This is a genomic window from Thiofilum flexile DSM 14609 (genome assembly GCF_000380185.1).
GTDB lineage: Bacteria > Pseudomonadota > Gammaproteobacteria > Thiotrichales > Thiotrichaceae > Thiofilum > Thiofilum flexile.
This window is the reverse complement of record NZ_KB904750.1, coordinates 62,350-84,574: the sequence shown is the minus strand read 5'-3', so window position 1 is coordinate 84,574 and position 22,225 is coordinate 62,350. Positions and strand designations below refer to the sequence as shown.

Genomic DNA, 22,225 nt, shown 5'->3' with positions numbered 1-22,225 from the left:
AAATGCTGCTTACGATTTTAAGCAGCATTTTTCTAGTGAATCGATTAGGACGCTTCACCGCTTGCAGCAGCTGGTCTAACCACATCACCACCGTTATTGCCCCAGAAGTGGTTGAAATTCTCGAAGTTTACATCGAAAAGACTACCTACTTCGTAAAGCTTATAGGTTTTATCCCCTGCCTTAGCCATAGTACCATCTAAACGCTCAATGGCTCCGCTACCATCGGTATCGGTTCCAGTACGTTTTTTACCATCACCATCTGCTGTTTGTCCCCATAGACCATGAGGCATAACACCATCAGCCGCAACGTTGGCGCTAGCAAATTTAACATCCATGTAACTAGTGTTATTGATGAGAGAGAGGTTATATTCCCCGGCTTTAACTTTTACGGTATTACCTTTCTTTTCTACCATGCCATCTAAATATTTGCCGTCTTCTTTTTGCTCCTCACCGTTAATCTTGAGTTTTCCAGCTTTATCAAAGGAGATTTCATTATCCCCCACGACTAAACCATAATCCTGCATGAGGTTACCTTTAAAGGTAGAGTTGAGCTGAATACCTTTGTCACTCAGGAGATTATAGATTTTATCGTTATCACCTTTAACATCATAGGTATCACCTTCAGCACCCACAAAGTGTGGGTCACCCCATACGGTTGCGCCATTATTAACAGTGACAGGATCAGGAACAGTAATAGGGGTTGGTCTTCCACCGGCTGTAACATTACCACCACCATTAGCAACACCGCCGCCGTTAACAGTGGCACCACCGTTAGCAACACCGCCGCCGTTAACCGCACCACCGCCATTAGCAATACCACCTAATAGACCACCAAGAAGATTGCCACCAGCAGCATTACCTTGATTACCCATGAGTTGTTGTAACAATTGCATAATCATGGCTAATAGGTTGTTGGTATTAAGGTTTTGCGTATTACCTGCTCCGCCAAAGTTGAAGTTTTGGCCTTGAGTGGAAGGTTGTTGTACAGCGCCACCAAAGTTGAAGTTTTGACCTTGAGTAGCAGGTTGTTGTACCGAAGTACCACCGGCGAGGTTATGAGTAGATTGGGTATTAGTAAGATTGTTTAGATTTAACATCTTATTGCTCGATTTAATAGGTTAGTTGATCAACGAAGGGATGTATCTGTATCAGACACAGAGAAAAGGCTACTTATGCGTATAAGTAGCCTGCTCCTAATGAGTGGATTAGGCAGCTTCACCTGTTGCGATAGTAGGTCTAGCCACTTCGCCACCGGTGTCACCCCAGAAGCGGTTGAAGTTCTCGAAGTTCACATCGAAAAGACTACCTACTTCATAGAGTTGGTAAGTTTTATCACCTTTCTTAGCCATGCTTCCGTCTAAGCGCTCAATCGCTCCAGTACCATCAAAATCAGTTCCGGTACGTTTTTTACCATCACCGTCAGCCGTTTGACCCCATAGACCGTGTGGCATAACACCATCAGCCGCAACGTTGGCACTAGCAAATTTAACGTCCATATAGCTGCCTTGGGTGAGAAGAGTGAGGTTATACTCACCGGCTTTGACTTTTACGGTCTTACCTTTCTTTTCCACCATACCATCTAAATATTTGCCATCTTCTTTTTGCTCTTCACCATTAATCAGGAGTTTTCCGGCTTTATCAAAGGAGATTTCATTATCGCCAATGACTAAACCATAATCCTGCATCAGGTTACCTTTAAAGGTAGAGTTAAGTTGAATACCTTTATCACTTAATAGGTTATAAACTTTACCCTCATCACCTTTAACGTTATAGGTATCACCTTCAGCTCCAGTGAAGTGTGGGTCGCCCCAAACTTGTGCGCCAGTACCTACTGTAACAGGATCAGGAACAGTAATAGGGGTTGGTCTTCCACCGGCTGTAACATTACCACCACCGTTAGCAACACCGCCGCCGTTAACAGTAGCACCACCATTAGCAACACCGCCGCCGTTAACAGTAGCGCCACCGCCATTAGCAATACCACCTAATAGGCCACCAAGAAGATTGCCACCAGCGGCATTGCCTTGATTACCCATGAGTTGTTGCAGCAATTGCATAATCATGGCTAATAGGTTGTTGCTATTAAGATTTTGCGTATTACCCGTTCCACCAAAGTTGAGGTTTTGGCCTTGAGTAGCAGGTTGTTGTACTGCACCACCAAAGTTGAAGTTTTGACCTTGAGTAGCAGGTTGTTGTACCGAAGTACCACCAGCAAGGTTATGAGTACTAGTTAGGTTGGGATTTAAGTTTAACATTTTCTAGCTCTATTGGATATTTTGGTTAATAATGGGGGGATTATTAGGTTTAGAGAAAGCACAGCAAACACGTCAACATTTTCCCTAAAATCTAGACTCTAACTATGCAGAGAGGTTTGATAGGAGTCAGTTTTGTTAAAGATTATAGGGAGCATTTTCCTGACGAGTGAAATAGAGCCGAGAGATAAAAAGAGGTAAATATTAGGGTATTATTTTTTTATTATTCATCAATAAAATATGCTTATAAATGCTTGCGGCTAGCTGAAGATTTGCTGTAGAATTAAGGAATAACTTTCCTATCCATTACAGTGAGCGCTATAAACAATCTTTCTTTTCTGAGATAAGAACTTATTACTCTAGTAAACCCAGTTACAGGTTAATAAATAAAAATTTCGAGAGTAGCTAAGGAAGTATTCGTCAAAAGTCCCTCGGATGGGTGCTCAGAAGTGCTATTAATTTTAGCGTTATGGGGGTAGGGACGATCTTACTCGATATATAAATCATCAAAACTTCTCACTAAATCAGTTATATAAGTTGCTATAGAGAGTGATGTGAGAGTAATAGCTGCAGGTTTTACTCTTTTGGCTAAGTGACCGTGATCTGGTGAGTGTTTAGTAAAAATATAAACAATAATGATGAGGTGGCACCGTGTCTATAATAATGAATGCCCTAGAAAGAGCTGCTCGGCTCTTCCGGCATAAGCGCTGGCTAGATAAGCGGCGAGAACTAAATTATTTACTATTTGCGCTATTATTTTTGCAAGGATCTGCGGTACAAGCAGGGCCTGCTTTGAGTCCACCTATGACCATAGTACCTAGTACTATGGTGAATGAAACCGACTATGCGGGTTATCGAGGTGTTAATACCAACTTTGGTAGTGTCAATCTGGATAGTGTAGCAGTGGCTCCGAACGGGGTGATTGGTACGAGTGGTACCTTTGCTAGCTATCGAGGACAAGGTCAGTCGGGGCTATTCTTTCATGCACCCGACTTCACACCAGAACCCAGCTACAATAGCTATGCTTATAATTACTTTCTGGATACCTTAAGCAAAGTAACGGCGTTACGAGATAACAGCTTTTTATTTGCCGATTTTACGGGTGGGATAGGTGTTGATAGCGTGTGGAGAATTACACCAGACGGTACTCGCACTAAAATCAGCTCTACGTGGGGAAGTTTTACCTATATTTACAAAATGTTACAGCATCCGACCGATGATAATGTCGCGTATATTGTGATGCTGGGTGGTCTGTTTAAAATCATCAAAGTGAATCCAACAACCGGCGCTATAGATACCGGCTTCTCATTTGCTCATACGGGCGCGGGTATTGCTCAGTACCGTGATGTGATTTTCAATAAAGCCGGTAATCTAGTCGTCGCTCAGGATAGTTATCGCCCGCGTGAAGTGAATCCAACAACCGGAGCAGTTATCACTACCTACAGCGAAGTGCCTAGCTCCCAACCCACCGCAATGGCGCTACAAAGCGACGGAAAAATCGTGATGGTCGGGTATAACATGGCGATTACTAAGTCTGGAAAAACGTGGAACTATTTAGCACGTTTAAATGCCGATGGTACGGTAGATGATACCTTTACCGAGCATAAACTCAGCCGCACAGCATCCGGTGCTGATCTCGGAGCTGCAAGTGTTACTCGTGTGGTGGTGAATAATCGCGATGAGATTTATATCAGTGGTTCGTTTACCCATTTAACCAATGCTGAAGTTGCTATCGGAGCCATTGCCAAACTGAGCAAAGATGGTGTGTTGGATCAGGAATTCATTGGCAACTCGCATGGTGCGGGTGACAATAGTTCCGGTGGTTATGGGATTACTGAACTGAAGATTCAACCCGATGGTAAGTTGTTAATAGCAGGGTATTTGGCTGGCTACAACAATTTATACCATGCTGGTCTTGTGCGTCTGCATGGCAATGGTATTCCCGATACTCCTGTTAACAATAGCCCCGAAAACCTAGCCGCTTCGAGTGGTTTATCGATCAAAGACCCCAGTGTCATAGCCGCTGCCACCACAACCGCCCCGACCTCTCACAAGAAAGGTCTTAATGTTATGATTAGCCGTGGCAATATGCTTAATCATGCGGTGATGTACCGAGGTGGTGAACAGAGCCTTTATAACCAACCGGGTTATCAACCTGATTCTTATGGGCGCACTGATCAGCCCTTAATCAGCGGCAAGTATGATGTAACCCAATATGACGCTGCGGGGGATTTATTTTTCATCTATCGCGGCGGGCATGGCATACAAGCCTATAATAGGAATGGAACCTTAGCGTGGGAAAAACTCGGTTCAACCTTTGGGGGAGCTGATGCGAATGTCCCAACCGGAAAATATGCGGTGGCTAATAATGGTACTAGTATCCGGTTTTATAATTTTGATGGTACTAGTCCGGCTCTAGCCAGTGTAACTGCGAGCGTTTATGATGTTGCCTATACCCCATCAGGGAGCTATGTTTACGCCACTTATGGTACGGCGGGAGCCTATGCAGGAGCCTTTCGTAGTGTCATATTAACGCGTATTAATCCGACTACAGGTGCTAAAACCAATTACACGCTACCCGCGCAAACGGTAGAGTGGGGGGTGCCCTTGGTCAACTTCTATACTGAAACCGATTTTTACGTGACGGCTTTTGTATCCAATGGTAACGATGACTATTTATATAAATACAAACTAGTCGATGCCCTTGGTAAACCCGATCCATTGGGTACACCCGTACTCGATACCACCTTTGGTGAAGCCTCTAATCCAGGCTGGATGAATGTGCGTCGTGCGGGCGGTAATATGTGGGGCGGTAGTGGTTGGACAGTGGATGATCAGGGTAATGTCTATGTAACCGGCTATCAAAGTGGTGCGAATGACTATGGTGCTAATATTACCCGTATTGGCCCCGTCGGTGTTGATATACAAAACGATTTCATCTTAGTGGACTCTGTGGGAGATCAAGGAGCAGCAACAGGCTCCAATCATATCAACAATGTGAGTCTAGACTGGGGTGATGGCGTTCCTAATAGACCACCCGTGATCACCAGTAATGGTGGGGGCGATACGGCGAATATTAATGTTCTGGAAAATACTATCGCTGTGACTACCGTAACCGCGACCGATGCGGATAATGATGTGCTGACCTATACCATTACGGGTGGCGCAGATGCGGCTAAGTTCACGCTCGATCCTAATACCGGATTGCTAGTCTTTAATACCGCTCCAGACTATGAAAACCCCACCGATGTGGGTCTGGATAATAATTATGAAGTGCAAGTGACCGTATCCGATGGCAATGGCGGAACCGATGTACAAGATATCACCGTTACCGTCATCGATATCAATGAAATCCCCGTGATTACCAGCAATGGCGGCGGTGATAGTGCGAGTGTCACGATTCCAGAAAACACCACCGCAGTCACCACCGTAACCGCAATCGACCCAGATAATGATGTGCTGACGTATAGCATTAGTGGGGGTGTGGATGCGACGAAGTTTTCGATTAATCCTAGTACCGGGGTTCTAGTCTTTGTCATAGCACCAGACTATGAAAATCCTACCGATGTCGATGCGAATAATGCCTATGAAGTCCAAGTCAGTGTCTGGGATGGTAGAGGTGGAGCTGACGTACAAGACCTAACGGTTATTGTAACCGATGTAGCCGAAAACACACCTCCCATCATTACCAGCAATGGTGGAGGCGATAGTGCGAGTGTGACGATTCCAGAAAACACCACCGCAGTGACTACCGTAACCGCAACCGATGCGGATAATGATGTGCTGACCTACACCATTACCGGCGGGGCGGATGCGGCGAAGTTTACCTTAAATTCGAGTACGGGCGTATTAGTCTTTAATACCGCACCGGACTATGAAACCCCCACCGATGTGGGAGCGGATAATAACTATGAAGTGCAAGTGACCGTATCCGATGGTAAAGGCGGTACAGATGTACAAGACCTCACTATCACCGTAACCGATGTGCTTGAAAACATAGCACCTATTATCACCAGTAATGGTGGAGGCGATACCGCGAGTGTCACTATTCCAGAAAACACCACCGCAGTGACTACCGTAACCGCAACCGATGCAGATAATGATGTTCTCACCTACACCATTACCGGCGGGGCGGATGCGGCGAAATTTACCTTAGATCCGAGTAGCGGCGTATTAGTCTTTAATACCGCGCCTGATTATGAAAACCCCACCGATGTGGGAGCGGATAATAACTATGAAGTGCAAGTAACCGTATCTGATGGTAAAGGCGGTACCGATGTACAAGACCTCACCATCACGGTAACTGATGTGGCTGATGGTATTGTCATGTTACAAGTCAAAGGCTTCTTACAGGGACCTTTTAATAGCGAAACGCGTCTCATGCAAGACTCCTTACGCGCCTTAGGTCAGATTCCTACGGCTCAACCGTATAATGTAACACCTTTCAACTATACCGGCACAGAGCAGCTCAATAGCACCTTGCTCACCGTGACAGGTTTTGATGCGATTGTTGATTGGGTCTTAGTAGAGCTGCGTAGTGCAAGTAATCCCGCTACCCTTGTGGCGCGACAAGCAGCCCTATTGCAACGGGATGGTGATGTCATAACGGCAGACACGGGTTCAACCGACTTAAGCTTTAGTAGCATTACAGCGGGCGATTACTATGTCGTGTTACGGCATCGTAATCACTTAAGTGTGATGACCGCAGGGGTTATCACCTTAAGTCCGACACCGACTTTGGTTGATTTTACCTCGCCGGCGACCGCTACTTATGGGAATAACCCACGCTTAATCAGTGACGTCGCCTTAATGTGGTCAGGAGATGATAATAAGAGTAACCAAGTGATTGCCAATGGTCCTAGTAATGATATTAATGGGGTGTTAGGAGCCGTATTAGTCTACCCTGAGAATACCTTACTCAATGGTAATTACTTACTCGCAGGTTATCGTGATACCGATGTGGACTTGAATGGTTATACCCTGTTCGCAGGCCCTAGTAATGACACGAACATCATTATAGGCAATGTATTATTACATCCTGACAATTCAACCTTCTCCGCGAACTTCGTAGTGCAGGGAACAGTTCCTAAGGTTCAATAATGAGAGATCACATTAGGTGAGTTAAATGAAAGAAGCCATCGGTGAGTAGTCGAGCCGGTGGCTTTTTTATGGAATACCATGTCAATGAGTGTCTATACCAAGATTTTTTATATCTGGTTAACTTAATCGTAACTTTTTGCTGGAAACCCTGCTGTTCGGCAAGATATACTGACTCAGAAGAGGCTCTTTCTCTTCTAACCGCGAATTTTGATTTGGCCCTTATGCGTCTAGAGGGACAAAATCGGCCTGAAGCAGTGGCTTCTTTCTATGCTAGGTGTGAAGCATTGTCGATAGTCAAGAGTGCTATTAGTTCTAGCATTATGGAGTGTATGTGACGATTTTATTCAGTATTTAAATCATCAAAACTCCTCGCTAAGTCAGTTACATAGGTTGTTTCTGGAGAGTTGTCTACAATGTATTCTCTCTAATTGATAATGCAGCTATGGTCTTGGTGAGTATTTAGTAAAAATATAAACAATAATGATGAGGAGGTAGCTCCGTGTCTATAATAATCAATGCCCTAGAAAGAGTCATTCGACCTTCGTGGCATCAACGCTGGCTAACTGAGCGGCGGAAACTGAACTATTTACTATTTACGCTATTACTCTTGCTAGGATCTGCAGTACAAGCAGGGCCTGCTCTGAGTCCACCTATGACCATAGTACCTAGTACCAATGTGAACGAAACCGATTATGCGGGTTATCGAGGGGTTGATACTAGTTTTGGTAGTGTCAATCTAGATAGTGTGGCGGTGGCTCCAAACGGGGTGATTGGTACGGCGGGTACCTTTGTGAGCTATCGAGGACAAGGTCAGGCGGGGCTATTTTTTCATGCTCCCGATTTCACACCAGAACCTAGCTACAATAGCTATTCCTCTATTTGGTATCTGGACAGCATGAGCAAAATAACCGCTCTGCGGGATAACAGCTTCTTATTTGCCGATTACACACCGGGTATCGGTGTGAATAGCGTGTGGAAAATTACACCCAGTGGTACTCGCACTGAGATCAGCACTACATGGGGAAGTTTCTCAGTTATCTATAAAATATTACAGCATCCCACCGATGATAATGTCGCGTATGTTGCGATGATGGGGGGGCCTTTCCAAATTATCAAAGTGAATCTAACAACGGGCGCTATAGATACCGGCTTCTCGTTTGTGCATACAGGGGGAGGTGTTCCTCAGTACCGGGATATGATTTTTAATGCAGCAGGTAATCTAGTCGTTGCGCAGCAGAATTATCAGCCGCGTGAAGTAAATCCACTGACGGGGGCGGTTATTGCTACCTACACCGAAGTTCCACTCTCTCAACCGACCGCCATGGCGTTGCAAAGTGATGGGAAAATCGTGATGGTAGGAAGCAGTATGGGTATCACCAAGGGCGGAAAAATATGGAATTATTTAGCGCGTTTGAATGCTGATGGCACAGTAGATAGCACTTTTACTGAGCACAAAGGTAGTCGCACAGCAGCCGGTGGTGATATAGGGCCTGGGATGGTTACGCGTGTAGTGGTGAATAGCCGCGATGAGATTTATATCAGTGGTTCGTTTACCCATTTAACCGATGCAGAAGTTGCCATTGGAGGGATTGCCAAGCTGAGCAAGGATGGTGTGCTGGATCAGGAGTTCATTAGCAACTCGCATGGTGCGGGTGATATAAGTTCTGGTGGTTATGGGATTAGTGACCTGAAGATTCAACCGGATGGTAAGTTATTAATAGCAGGTACCTTGGCAGGCTATAACAATTTGTTTCATGCAGGTCTTGTGCGCCTTCACGGCAATGGTATTCCTGATACGTCCATCAATAATACAGTAGAAAACCTCGCTGCCTCGAGTGGTTTGGCGGTCAGCGATCCGAGTGTCGTAGCCGCCGCTACCTCAACAGCACCAGCCTCTCACACGCCAGGGCTGAATATTATGATCAGCCGAGGCAATATGCTTAACCATGCTGTAATGTACCGCGCGGGGGAGCAGAGCCTTTATAATCAACCCGGTTATCAACCCGATTCCTATGGGCGTACTGATCGACCTATGATCGTCGGCAAATATGATGTAAGTGAGTACGATGTAGCAGGAGATCTATTTTTCATCTATCGCGGTGGGTATGGCATACAGGCGTATCATACGGATGGTACCCTAGCATGGGAAAAACTCGGTACAACCTTCTGGAAGGGGGATGCGAATGTCCCAACCGGAAAATATGCGGTAATCGATAATTTTAGTACCGTCCAGCTTTATAATTTTGATGGTACTAATTCAACCCCAGCCAGTGTCGCTGTGAGCGGCGTCTTTGATATTTCCTATACGCCCTCAGGGAGCTATCTCTATGCGGTTTCGGGCAGCACCTTCTTAACCTTAACTCGTATTAATCCAACCACAGGGGCTAAGACTAGCTATACACTACCGGAGCAAATTATATCGCCGTGGAGTCCTTATATACATTTCTATACCGAAACCGATTTTTACGTAGCGGCCTTCATTGCCAATACTAACGATGACTATTTATATAAATACAAACTGGTTGATGCCTTTGGTAATCCTGATCCACTAGGTACTCCCGTATTGGATACCACCTTTGGTCAAGCGTCTACTCCAGGCTGGATGAATGTTCGTAGTGCGGGCGGTAATATGTGGGGTAGTGGTAGTTGGACGGTGGATGCTCAGGGTAATGTTTATGTAACCGGTTATAAGGCTGGGGTAGATGACTATGGCGCTAATATTACCCGTATTGGTTCTGTGGGGGTTGATATACAAAACAACTTCATTCTAGTGGATTCTGTGGGTAATCAAGGGATAGCATCTGGCTCCACTCGTGTCAACAATGTTCAATTAGATTGGGGTGATGGCGTTCCAAATGCACTACCTATCATTACCAGTAATGGCGCTGGAGCTACCACCAGTATCAGTATTCCAGAAAATACGACGGCAGTTACCACCGTGACAGCTACGGATGCCGATGGTGATACTCTTACCTATACCATTACGGGTGGCGCAGATGCGGCGAAGTTTACGCTTGATCCGAACACGGGTGTTTTAGTCTTTAATTCGGCACCTGACTATGAAACCCCAACCGATGTGGGGGCGGATAATACCTATGTCGTACAAGTCACCGTATCTGACGGCAAGGGTGGTATGGACGTACAGAACATAACCGTGACGCTAACCGATGTATTTGAAAACATAGTGCCTATCATTACCAGCAATGGGGGGGGTAATACGGCGAGTATCAGTGTTCCTGAGAATACGACGGCAGTTACCACCGTGATAGCCACCGATGCGAATAATGATACTCTTACCTATACCATTACCGGTGGAGCCGATGCGGCGAAGTTTACCTTAGATCCGAGTACGGGTGTTTTAGTCTTCGCGAGTGCCCCCGACTATGAAAATCCTACCGATGTAGGGGCAGATAATACTTATCTGGTACAAGTCACTGTGTCTGATGGAAATGGTGGGACGGATGTACAAGACATCACTGTGACGCTAACCGATGTATTTGAAAACGTAGCGCCTATCATTACCAGTAATGGCGGAGGTGATACCACGAGTGTCAGTATTTCAGAAAATACCACGGTAGTTACCACTGTGACAGCGACCGATGGGGATAACGATACACTGACCTATACCATTACAGGTGGAGCGGATGCAGCGCAGTTTACGCTTGATCCCAGTACAGGTGTTCTAGTCTTTGCCAGTGCGCCCGACTATGAAAATCCGACTGATGTGGGTGCAGACAATAATTATGAAGTACAGGTAACGGTATCGGATGGTAAGGGTGGTACAGATGTACAAGATCTTACCGTCACGATAACCGATGTATTTGAAAACGTAGTTCCTATCATTACAAGTGACAGTGGTGGTGCGACAGCCAGTATCAGTGTTCCGGAAAACACTACGGCAGTTACCACTGTAACAGCCACCGATGCGGATAATGATACTTTGACCTATACGATTACAGGTGGAGCAGATGCGGCTCAGTTTACGCTTGATCCGAGTACGGGTGTTTTAGTCTTTACCAATACGCCTGACTATGAAAATCCAATGGATGTGGGGGCGGATAATAATTACGACGTGCAGGTCACAGTATCCGATGGCAAGGGCGGGACGGATGTACAGAATCTAACGGTCACTGTAACCAATAGTTTAAATGAGGGAGTCCTATTACAAGTCAAAGGCCTTTTACAAGGCCCCTTTAATAGTAAAACTCGCCTCATGCAAGATACCTTACGTACCTTAAATCTTATTCCGAGTACTCAACCGTATGACATGGCACCTATGAATTATAAGGGAACCGAGCAACTCAATAGCACCTTGCTCACCGTGACAGGCTCTGATGCGATTGTGGACTGGGTGTTGGTGGAGTTACGTAGTGCGAGTAATCCGGCTGTGATCGTTGCACGTCAAGCGGCTTTATTACAACGGGATGGTGATGTGGTAACTGCAGACACAGGGTCAATAGATGTAAGTCTTAGTAATGTTACCCACGGAGACTACTATGTGGTGCTAAAACATCGTAATCATCTAGCGGTGATGACTGCGAGTCCTATCACCTTAAATGGAGTGGCTACTGTCGTAGATTTCACCTCACCTAGCACCGCTGTGTATGGCAGTCAGGCACGTTTAGTTAGTACGGTAGCCTTAATGTGGGCAGGTGATGATAATATAAGCAATCAAGTGATTGCGAATGGTCCGGGTAATGACCTTAATAGCGTATTAGGGGCGGTGTTATTAACCCCTAAAAATACTTTATTAAATGGTAATTATCTCCTCGCAGGCTATCGTGTCACCGATGTGGACTTGAATGGCTTCACGCTCTTTGCAGGCCCTGGTAATGACTCGAATATCATCGTAGGTAATGTGTTATTACACCCTGACAACACAACCTTCTCGGCTAACTTTGTGGTGTCGGGTAGCGTTCCAGCGGCTCGATAAGGAGAAATTAAATTCCGTGAGCTAAAGGGAAGAAGCCATCGGTTAGTGATAGTCGGTGGCTTTTTTATTAGCGGCACTTTAAAATTCTATCCAGAGCAATTCTTTCACCGCTAAAGCATCCCAATAGTAATCAGGTAGAGCATTCATGGCTGCAAGTTTAGGTATGTATCCGTATACGCGTATGCGTCGTATGCGTCGAGATGATTTTTCACGTCGTCTAATGCGTGAAACCGTATTGACTGCGAATGATTTGATTTGGCCCTTATTTGTCTTAGAGGGACAAAATCGGCGTGAAGCCGTGGCCTCTATGCCCGGTGTGGAGCGCTTAAGTATTGATTTATTAGTCAAAGAGGCTGAGGCGGCGTATCAATTAGGTATTCCGGTTTTAGCTTTATTTCCGGTGACACCTCAAGAGGCAAAATCAGAACGTGCGGAAGAGGCATGGAATCCAGAAGGCTTAGCCCAACGTGCTGTTCGCGCTTTAAAGCAAGCTGTACCTGAATTGGGTGTTATGACCGATGTGGCCTTAGACCCGTTCACGATTCATGGTCAGGATGGTTTAATGGATGAGTCGGGCTATATTTTGAACGATGAAACCGTCCGTGCTTTGACTAAGCAAGCCCTCTCCCATGCCGAAGCAGGGGCGGATATTGTAGCCCCCTCCGATATGATGGATGGGCGTATTGGTGAGATTCGAGATGTGTTAGAGCAACATGGCTATCTCAATACCCGTATTATGGCCTATTCAGCGAAGTATGCTTCGAGCTTTTATGGCCCTTTCCGTGATGCGGTGGGTTCGGCGAGTAACCTCAAAGGTGGTAATAAATATAGCTATCAAATGGACCCCGCCAATAGTAATGAGGCCTTACATGAGGTTGCACTCGATTTACAAGAGGGTGCCGATATGGTGATGGTTAAGCCCGGTATGCCTTATTTAGATATTGTGCGTCGGGTCAAAGATGAGTTTAAGGTGCCCACCTATGTGTATCAGGTGAGCGGGGAATACGCCATGCTAAAGGCCGCTGGTATGAATGGCTGGATTAATGAAAAAGCCTGTGTATTAGAGTCATTGCTTGGCATGAAACGCGCCGGAGCCGATGGTATTTTGACTTATTTTGCTAAAGATGTGGCGCAGTGGCTGAAAGGCTAGCCTGTAGTCTTTAGGTATTATCAGGCGAGTATCCTTGTTAATTTAGCAAGATACTCACTTAGTGCATTACCACTGCGCCACCGTCAAATGGGCGAAACCTTCATCTTGTACATCGAAATCCAAAACGCGAATGATGGCACTATGCCCTATTCGCATGTTGCGCTATTTAATGGATGGGTTTGACAGCAAGAATTAGAGAGAGTGTACACAGGAAATAGCACAGAATTTATTGCAATCGGGTTTATTATCGGTGGAGCATATTGCACAGGTGGAAGAGGTGTTGAAGTTAAAAGGTAAATACTAGCCTCAATAAACTAAAGGATAGTATTTGATCACTATTTGCTAATTAAGTATGATTTATTCCTATACTATTTTACATGTAATAGAGTTACATAGGATTATACAGTCACAACCATAGGAGGGATCTATTTTAATTAAAAACCGTTGCCCTGATGTTATTTCAAGCACTGTTTTTTCAAAAAAATTAAAATATTTCCCTGGTTGTACAGGAGGTTTGATAAATAAACTGCTTAAGAGTTTTCTTATTTCGTTTTCAGTTTTTATTAATTCGATACTAAGTATAATATTTCCTTCTCTAAAGTTATCACAAACAATTTTTGCGACTTCATGAAAATGAAGCTCAATTAATTGATTAGATATTAATTTAATATTAATCACACAACTATTATTGTATAAATTTATTCCTAAAATATTGGCATCATGGGTATCAATAGTTTCAAAATTATTAATAATATCAGGTAGCGTAGCTTTACTCATTAGTCTTCATCCGTACCCCAGGGCAATCGCCTGAAACAAGTTATTGATTAAATTGATATAGTTAAAAAGTCAAGAGTAAATTTTTCATAGAAAATTACTCTGATCTCTATCTCCCATTAAGCTTAACTTCTGAAATATCATGGAGTTACTTCAAGCGATTGCCCTGATCCGTACCTAAAGGACGACCTTCTCCTCTATTTTTGTTAGAGCGTTTTGCTTACCGGTTGATTGAGGTAGTTGAAGGCACAAGTACTTAGAGGTTTTGAGTCTAAGTACTTTTTTTGAAACTGGTATTGTTACAATAAATAAATATCTGACCAGTTTAGTCGCCATTTATCTCTTAATATAATCAATTCTTGATCAATATCGTTCTGAGTTTTAAAACGAAATACATACCCACTATCAAAATTTTTCCAATAGGTGGCTTCCCAAGGTGTAATAGATTTTAAAGTTCCTGTAATATGCCATTTTTCAAGTAGAGTAGAAGCTATACTATTTAATTTATCCGAATTTAAAGCGCTAATTTCATAAAACTCATAACTATCCTTATAAAAAGATTCCATTAAAATATATTTAGACCATTCAGGCTTAAAAAAGCTTTCCCATATAGCTGCTCCTAGTGCTGTTAGATGTAGCACATGCTCCTGTTGAGTTATTTTTTTAGAAATATAGCCTTTTGACTCTAGAAAGTTCACTTTTTTTATGAGGTCACCAGTACCCAATCTTAATGATGGTTTGTTAAAGAGGTCTGCTGCATCGTGTGAAACTAATAAGGGCACTTTACAGGGCAAATCAGCTATGTAGTCAAGTAATAATAGGTCAGTATTAGTTAGCATGATTAAAAAAAACCTTGTACTTGGTTCACAAAATGGTAGTGCGTTAGATGTGTTGAAAGTACCTGCAGAGATCAACTAACCCCTTGGTTGAGCCTAACTTACATAGATGATATGACGGTGCTTCAACTCCTTAATTGCACTACCTGTTTTTTATACAGTAGCACCACTTGATAAAAAAACAGTTCTTTGCCTAAAAAATGCATCACTTAAATGATTAGCTAATTTTTCCTTAAACATAAGGTCTAGTATTTAGTTAGGCTTTCGACTTGAAAATCATAGATCATGTTTTCTTGAGGATTAAACCTAGAAAAGCCCCTATGCCAATTGTTAGCAAATTCAATATTAGGGAAATTTGAAAGGTTATTTTCAATCCTGATAAACCCGCAAAATCAATAGTTGCTCCGAGCTGACCGGAAAGAAAATGAACCAAAGGATCTAGAGTACTCGATATTAAAGCCAGTGCTAGCGCCATTAAAACGCCTCTTTTCTCAGACAAAGTTACTACTACAAAGGAAGCGATTATGGATAGTAGCCAGAGAACTAAAAGAATTAGGTCTCTACTCAACCCTAAACGTCTATAAGCATACTCTGGGAGGAGTATAACTAGATGACCAATGAAAATAAAAGTAATTATCAACGTGAATCCTATCCACCAAACCTTGGTATCACTCATTTGCTTTTTTTCCTAAAGTAGAATCATAAATAGGCGATTGGCTATATCCATCCTCACCAGGTTGTGGACCTGGATTGATAGGAAGGTTTGGCCAGCTATTTGGTGGTACTGATGCCCCACATTCTTTCATTGCCTGCTCTGCACAATGGCAGCAATTGAACTTCGTGAAACTGTAGTTGTTATAGCTAGCTACCGATTACCTCAAGGTTAGTATTTTTCGAAAATCAAACACTACCACTAAGTAATTCAGAGGTAGTGTTTTAGCCGCTATTGGCTAATTAACCGAATATCATTTCTATGATAATAGAGAGAAAGCATGACAATAAAATGGAAATCACAATAATTGCAGCCAACTTCTGTCCTCTCGTTTTAGGTTTATTACTACTAAATCCACCAAACATAATATTTACCATGCTGGGAGACCTGTTTTACCTTGATCATACGTAACCCCCCCACTGACGGATCCAAGATTAGTAGTGTTACCTACTGTTTTACCTGCACCGAATCCAAGTGTAGTTGCGGTAGCACTTCCCTGATGAAACAACGGAGCCACTGTTTAGTATGCTATAACCAGCCTTATTACTACCAGCTTAGCCTTTACTCACTTTCTAGTGCTACATGTCATAGATTAGCTAGTTTTTCTATCAATTTTTCTTTACGTTTACGTAAATGTAAACCAGATAAATTTGATTATTTATATTTAAATCAATAAGTTAGTGATTATCTCTAGACATCCTTACAATTTGCATTGTTATTGACGTTAACGTCAATGTATTCTAGTATTGGTTAATCTATTGAAACTGACCAATACATCTTGTATGCAAACAAAACTGTGGACTATTTCCGAATTAGCGAGTGAGTTGGGTATGACCACACGAGCAATTCGTTTTTATGAAGATAAAGGTTTGCTGACTCCACAGCGTGTGGGGGTCAATCGGGTCTATAACTATCAGGATCGCGCCCGTTTAAAGCTTGCGTTAAGGGGTAAGCGTTTAGGTTTCTCATTAGGTGAGATTCGTGAGTTTCTAGAATTGTATCAATTAGATATGACAAAAGTCCCTCAAATGCAGTTTTTGTTAACTCGAGTGCAAGATAAAACCAATCAATTACGCCGCCAGCAAGAGGATTTAGCGGCTATGCTGCAGGAGCTAGAGGCGCTCGAAGTAGAGTGCCAAGACATTTTAAGGCAGCAGCTAAAGCATTAGTCACACATCATTAATAGTTAAAATTAATTACGTTAGTTAGGAGCGTCTTATGAAACCCGTTGTCATTGCAGGCTATACCCGCACACCCTTTACCCTTGCTAAAAAAGGTGCCCTCGCTAAAGTCAGGCCCGATGATCTAGCTGCTATTGCGGTAAAGGGACTCATGGCTAAAACGGGTATCGACCCTACTCAGATTGAAGACTTAATTTTAGGCTGCGCCTTTCCCGAAGGGGAGCAGGGCTTAAATGTAGCGCGTTTAGTCGTGTTACTCGCCGGTTTACCCCTATCGATTGGTGGCGTAACTGTAAACCGTTTCTGTGGTTCATCCATGCAGAGCATTCACCAAGCTGCCGGTGCGATTCAAATGGGAGCAGGGGATGCTTTTATTTGTGCGGGGGTGGAATCCATGACACGGGTCAATATGGGTGGCTTTAATCCCTCACCGAATCCTAAACTCTATGCTGATATGCCCGGTGCCTATATGGGTATGGGGATAACAGCTGAAAACCTAGCCAAACTCTATCATATTAGCCGCACTGAGCAGGAGCAATTCGCGGTAGCTAGCCACCAAAAAGCCTATGCCGCACAACAAGCGGGTAAACTCGCCGAGGAAATCGTAGCCGTAGGTTCAGTAAAAGAAGATGGTTGTATTCGCCCTGAAACCACTTTAGAAACCCTAGGCAGCTTGAAACTCGCTTTTGATGAAAATGGCTCCGTCACCGCCGGAACCTCCTCGCCTTTAACCGATGGTGCCGCCGCAACGTTGGTATGCAGTGAAGAGTTTGCCAAAGCGCATGGTTTAGACATTTTAGCGCGTATTCGTAGTATCGCTATTTCTGGTTGCGCCCCCGATATTATGGGGATTGGTCCAGTACTCTCTAGTCAAAAAGCACTAAAACGCGCCGGATTAACTGTCAACGATCTAGACATCATCGAGCTGAATGAAGCGTTTTCAGCCCAATCACTCGCCTGTATTCGTGACCTTAGTTTAGATCTAGACAAAATCAATCTAGATGGTGGAGCGCTGGCTTTAGGTCATCCACTAGGTGCTACAGGTGCGCGTATTACCGGCAAGGCTGCAAGCCTCTTAAAACGTGAAGGTAAACAATTTGCTCTAGCTACCCAATGTATCGGGGGCGGTCAAGGCATAGCAACTATTTTGGAGGCTGTATAAATGGACATCCGTAAAGTTGCCGTTATAGGGGCAGGGGTGATGGGAGCCGGTATCGCCGCTCATATCGCTAATGCTCAAATTCCAGTCGTACTGCTCGATATAGTACCTAAAGAGGCCAGCAATCGTAATATTGTGGCGGAAACCGCGGTTGAAAAACTACTAAAAGCAGATCCCGCACCCTTAATGAGTAGCCGTAATGCTAAGCACATTACCACCGGCAATATTGAAGACCACATGAGCCTATTGGCCGATTGTGATTGGATTATTGAGGCGGTTATTGAGCGGCTAGATATTAAACAAAGCCTCTATCAAAAAATTAATGCAGTACGCCGTGTTGATGCCATTGTGTCTTCTAATACCTCGACGATTCCCTTACAGGATTTAGTCGCTGGTTTACCGGATAGTTTTGCAGAATACTTTTTAATTACCCATTTCTTTAATCCACCGCGCTATATGCGTTTATTAGAAGTGACAGGTGGGGCAAAAACTAAACCCGAAGTCATTGACACCATTAGCCGCTTTGCGGATGTACGTTTAGGTAAAGGGGTTGTGCCTTGTAAGGATACGCCCGGATTTATCGCTAATCGCATTGGGATCTACTGGATTCAAACCGCTATTTTAGAGGCGATTAATCTAGGGCTAACCGTAGAAGAGGCGGATGCGGTGGGCAGTAAACCCATGGGTATTCCCAAAACTGGGGTCTTTGGTTTATCGGATCTCGTGGGTATTGACCTCATGCCGCATTTAATGGAAAGCATGAAACGTACCCTAGCTCCAGAGGATGTCTTTCATGCTAAAGCCATTATTCCCGATTTTATTCATGCCATGATTAAAGATGGCTATACCGGACGCAAAGGCAAGGGTGGTTTCTATCGCATCAATCGTGCGGGTGGGCAAAAGGTTAAAGAATCACTCAATCTAAAAACAGGTGATTATGCGCCTTCGGTTGAAGCTCGTTTAGATAGTCTCAAAGAATCCAAAGCGGGTCTTGCTGCCTTAGTGGTATATCCCGATCGTGGTGGTCAGTATGCGTGGAAAGTTTTGTCACAGGTCTTGTCTTATGCGGCTTCTTTAGTTCCTACCATTGCGGATCAAATTCCAGCAGTCGATGAGGCCATGCGTCTAGGCTATAACTGGAAATATGGCCCATTTGAATTGATTGACCAATTAGGGGCTAAGCGTTTTGCTGAGCGTTTACAGGCTGAAGGTCTGCCGGTTCCTGCACTTGTTACCCAAGCGGCTCAAGTCGGTAGTTTTTATCGGGTACAAGAGGGGCAGTTAGAGTACCTGAATACTAATGGCACTTATCAGCCGCTGCCACGTGCAGCCGGTGTCGTACTGCTCTCTGATATTAAACTACGCTCTAAACCCGTGCTCAGAAATGGCTCGGCGAGTGTATGGGATATTGGTGATGGGGTGCTATGCCTGGAGTTCACTAGCAAAATGAACTCTATGGACCCGCAAATCATGGAGATGATTGGCAAGACCATTGCATTGGTGAAGCGTAGTTATAAGGCTTTAGTGGTGTATAACGAAGGCTCTAATTTCTCAGTAGGGGCTAATATCGGGCTATTGTTATTCGGCGCGAATATCGCTACTTGGGATCAGATCGAAGCATTGATTAAAAGTGGGCAAGATACTTATAAAGCCTTGAAATATGCGCCTTTCCCGGTGGTGGGTGCGCCTGCGGGTATGGCATTAGGGGGCGGATGTGAAATTCTACTACATTGCGATGCGATTCAAGCTCACGCCGAAACCTATATGGGCTTAGTAGAAGTCGGTGTCGGGGTTGTGCCGGGCTGGGGTGGTTGTAAAGAGATGCTGACCCGTTGGGTCACAAATCCTAAGCGTCCGGGTGGGCCAATACCGCCGGTAGCTAAAACCTTTGAAATGATTAGTACCGCAACCGTGGCGAAATCCGCACAGGAAGCTCAAGAGCTATTGTTCTTACGTCCGACCGACAAAATCACTATGAATCGGGATCGTTTACTCGCCGATGCAAAGGCTCAGGCTTTAGCAATGGTGGAGGGCTATCAAGCGCCCACACCAGTAGAACTCAGTTTACCGGGTAAAACCGCAAAAGTAGCGCTAACGATGGCCGTAACAGATTTCCGTAAGATGGGTAAAGCGACCCCGCATGATGAAGTCGTATCCTTGCAATTAGCTGAAGTCTTAAGTGGGGGTGATACCGATATCACTGAAACCGTGAGTGAGGATGAGTTATTGGAATTAGAGCGTGAAGCCTTTATGACCCTGATTCGTCATCCCGATACCTTAGCGCGTGTTGAACATATGTTAGACACTGGTAAACCCTTGAGGAATTAATATTATGCCTACTTATAAAGCACCCTTACGCGATTTACAGTTTGTCTATAAAGAGCTTTTTGATGCCACCTCATTACAAGCCTTACCCGGCTTTGAGGAGGTGGATACTGATCTGACCGATACGATTCTGGAAGAGGCAGGGCGGTTTTGTGAAACCGTACTGCAACCCTTAAATCAATCCGGTGATGAAGAAGGTTGCCATTTTAATAATGGTGCAGTGACTACCCCTAAAGGGTTTAAAGCCGCCTATCAAGCGTTTTGTGAGAATGGTTGGGGAGCTGTCACTGCAGACCCCACCTATGGCGGACAAGGTTTGCCTAAAACCATCGGTATGATGGTTGAGGAAATGATTTGTAGCGCCAATATGTCGTTTGGTATGTATCCGGGCTTGACTGAGGGGGCGTATAACGCCTTGGCTAAATTCGGTACGGATGAATTAAAAACGACCTATTTACCTAAAATGGTAACAGGTGAGTGGAGTGGCACGATGTGCTTGACCGAGCCACACTGTGGCACCGATTTAGGTCTAGTACGTACCAAAGCCGAGCCACAGAGCAATGGCGCTTATAAAGTCACGGGTACTAAAATCTTCATCTCTGCCGGTGAGCAGGACCTCACCGATAATATTATTCACTTAGTGCTGGCTCGTACTCCCGATGCACCAGCTGGTATTAAAGGGATTAGTCTCTTTATTGTGCCTAAGTATTTAGTCAATGCGGATGGTTCAGTGGGCGCGGCTAATGGGGTGAGTTGTGGTTCGATTGAGCACAAGATGGGGATTAAAGCCTCGGCGACTTGTGTAATTAACTTTGATGCGGCAGAGGGTTATCTAGTCGGTACTTTGAATAAGGGTATGCAGGCCATGTTCCAAATGATGAATACCGCCCGTTTAGGCGTGGGTATTCAAGGTTTGGGCTTAAGTGAAGTGTCCTATCAAAATGCTGTCGCCTATGCGCGTGATCGCCTACAAGGTCGTGCATTAAAAGCACCCTTCCAACCGGATAAACCAGCGGATCCCTTGTTTGTGCATCCCGATGTGCGCCGTATGTTATTGACTATGCGAGCCTATACCGAGGGCAATCGAGCCTTAGCCATTTGGGTCGCGCGTAAGCTAGATGAATCCAATCGTGCGACCGATCCTAAGCAAAAGCAAAGTGCCGATGATTTTGTCGCGCTCATGACCCCCATTGTAAAAGCCTTTATGACGGATTGTGCCACCGATGTGACCAATTTAGGGGTGCAAATCTATGGCGGACACGGTTTTATTCGTGAATGGGGTATGGAGCAATTTGTCCGTGATGCACGTATTACGCAGATTTACGAAGGCACTAATGGTATTCAAGCGCTGGATTTAGTTGGGCGCAAAATGGCACAAAATACCGGACGTCTCTTACGGCCTTTCTTCCATGAAGTGAGTGAGTATCTAGAGCAAAAATCAGCCGATAGCAGCGATGAGCTACAAGTTATGATCGGTGGCCTGATGAAAGCGTTTGGACGTTTGCAACAAGCCACCGGATTCATTGCGCAACAAGGTCTAAAAGATCCTGATGAAGCGGCCGCTGCCGCCACCGATTACTTACGCTTATTTGCCTTAGTGGCCTTGGGCTATTTATGGCTTCGCATGGCGGAAATTGCATTGGCAAAACAGGGCGAGGGTGAGGCAGAGTTTTATCAGGCGAAACTCGATACCGCACAGTTTTACTTTGCACGTCTCTTACCACAAACCGGAGCGCTATTGTCGGCGATTCTGTCCGGTAGCCAGACTTTAATGCAATTTAATCACGAAGCGTTTTAGGGAGT

12 protein-coding genes are annotated in these 22,225 nt (G+C 44.6%); 7 read left to right on the top strand and 5 right to left on the bottom strand.

Annotated elements, in window-relative coordinates:
• Positions 1–44 precede the first annotated feature (44 nt).
• Positions 45–1,097, bottom strand: coding sequence for a hypothetical protein (locus A3IK_RS0103960; protein ID WP_020558679.1), 1,053 nt, complete (start codon positions 1,095–1,097; stop codon positions 45–47).
• Positions 1,098–1,205: 108 nt separating this feature from the next.
• Complete coding sequence (locus A3IK_RS0103955; RefSeq protein ID WP_020558678.1) at positions 1,206–2,255, bottom strand: hypothetical protein; 1,050 nt, start codon at positions 2,253–2,255, stop codon at positions 1,206–1,208.
• Between the two features lie 660 nt (positions 2,256–2,915).
• Between A3IK_RS0103955 and A3IK_RS20100 the strand changes: the two genes are divergently transcribed.
• The 3 genes from A3IK_RS20100 to hemB all read left to right on the top strand — a co-directional run bounded on the left by A3IK_RS20100 (position 2,916) and on the right by hemB (position 13,435).
• Complete coding sequence (locus A3IK_RS20100) at positions 2,916–7,352, top strand: cadherin domain-containing protein (protein ID WP_020558677.1); 4,437 nt, start codon at positions 2,916–2,918, stop codon at positions 7,350–7,352.
• Between the two features lie 499 nt (positions 7,353–7,851).
• Entirely contained in the window at positions 7,852–12,285 is a 4,434-nt protein-coding gene (locus tag A3IK_RS20095) for a cadherin domain-containing protein (protein ID WP_020558676.1), read from the top strand.
• A 145-nt stretch (positions 12,286–12,430) separates the two neighbouring features.
• Positions 12,431–13,435, top strand: coding sequence for a porphobilinogen synthase (hemB, locus tag A3IK_RS0103940; RefSeq protein WP_020558675.1), 1,005 nt, complete (start codon positions 12,431–12,433; stop codon positions 13,433–13,435).
• Between the two features lie 363 nt (positions 13,436–13,798).
• Here the strand turns inward: hemB and A3IK_RS0103935 are convergent, their stop codons facing one another.
• The 3 genes from A3IK_RS0103935 to A3IK_RS0103925 all read right to left on the bottom strand — a co-directional run bounded on the left by A3IK_RS0103935 (position 13,799) and on the right by A3IK_RS0103925 (position 15,721).
• Positions 13,799–14,212, bottom strand: coding sequence for a hypothetical protein (locus A3IK_RS0103935; protein ID WP_020558674.1), 414 nt, complete (start codon positions 14,210–14,212; stop codon positions 13,799–13,801).
• Between the two features lie 296 nt (positions 14,213–14,508).
• The gene (locus A3IK_RS0103930; RefSeq protein ID WP_020558673.1) at positions 14,509–15,048 is read right to left on the bottom strand and encodes a hypothetical protein; all 540 of its coding nucleotides are present in this window, start codon (positions 15,046–15,048) and stop codon (positions 14,509–14,511) included.
• A gap of 280 nt (positions 15,049–15,328) precedes the next feature.
• Entirely contained in the window at positions 15,329–15,721 is a 393-nt protein-coding gene (locus A3IK_RS0103925) for a hypothetical protein (RefSeq protein ID WP_020558672.1), read from the bottom strand.
• A gap of 818 nt (positions 15,722–16,539) precedes the next feature.
• On the opposite strand from A3IK_RS0103925, the gene A3IK_RS21810 reads away from it, so the two are divergent.
• Genes A3IK_RS21810 through A3IK_RS0103905 form a run of 4 tightly spaced genes read left to right on the top strand, consistent with a single transcriptional unit; the run spans position 16,540 to position 22,220 of the window.
• On the top strand, positions 16,540–16,926 hold the full coding sequence (locus tag A3IK_RS21810; protein ID WP_020558671.1) for a MerR family transcriptional regulator: 387 nt from the start codon (positions 16,540–16,542) through the stop codon (positions 16,924–16,926).
• Between the two features lie 49 nt (positions 16,927–16,975).
• Entirely contained in the window at positions 16,976–18,100 is a 1,125-nt protein-coding gene (locus tag A3IK_RS0103915) for a thiolase family protein (protein ID WP_020558670.1), read from the top strand.
• Entirely contained in the window at positions 18,101–20,425 is a 2,325-nt protein-coding gene (locus A3IK_RS0103910; RefSeq protein ID WP_020558669.1) for a 3-hydroxyacyl-CoA dehydrogenase/enoyl-CoA hydratase family protein, read from the top strand. It begins immediately after the preceding gene.
• Positions 20,426–20,429: 4 nt separating this feature from the next.
• A complete protein-coding gene (locus A3IK_RS0103905; protein ID WP_020558668.1) occupies positions 20,430–22,220 on the top strand; it encodes an acyl-CoA dehydrogenase C-terminal domain-containing protein in 1,791 nt (596 codons plus the stop codon).
• Positions 22,221–22,225 lie beyond the last annotated feature (5 nt).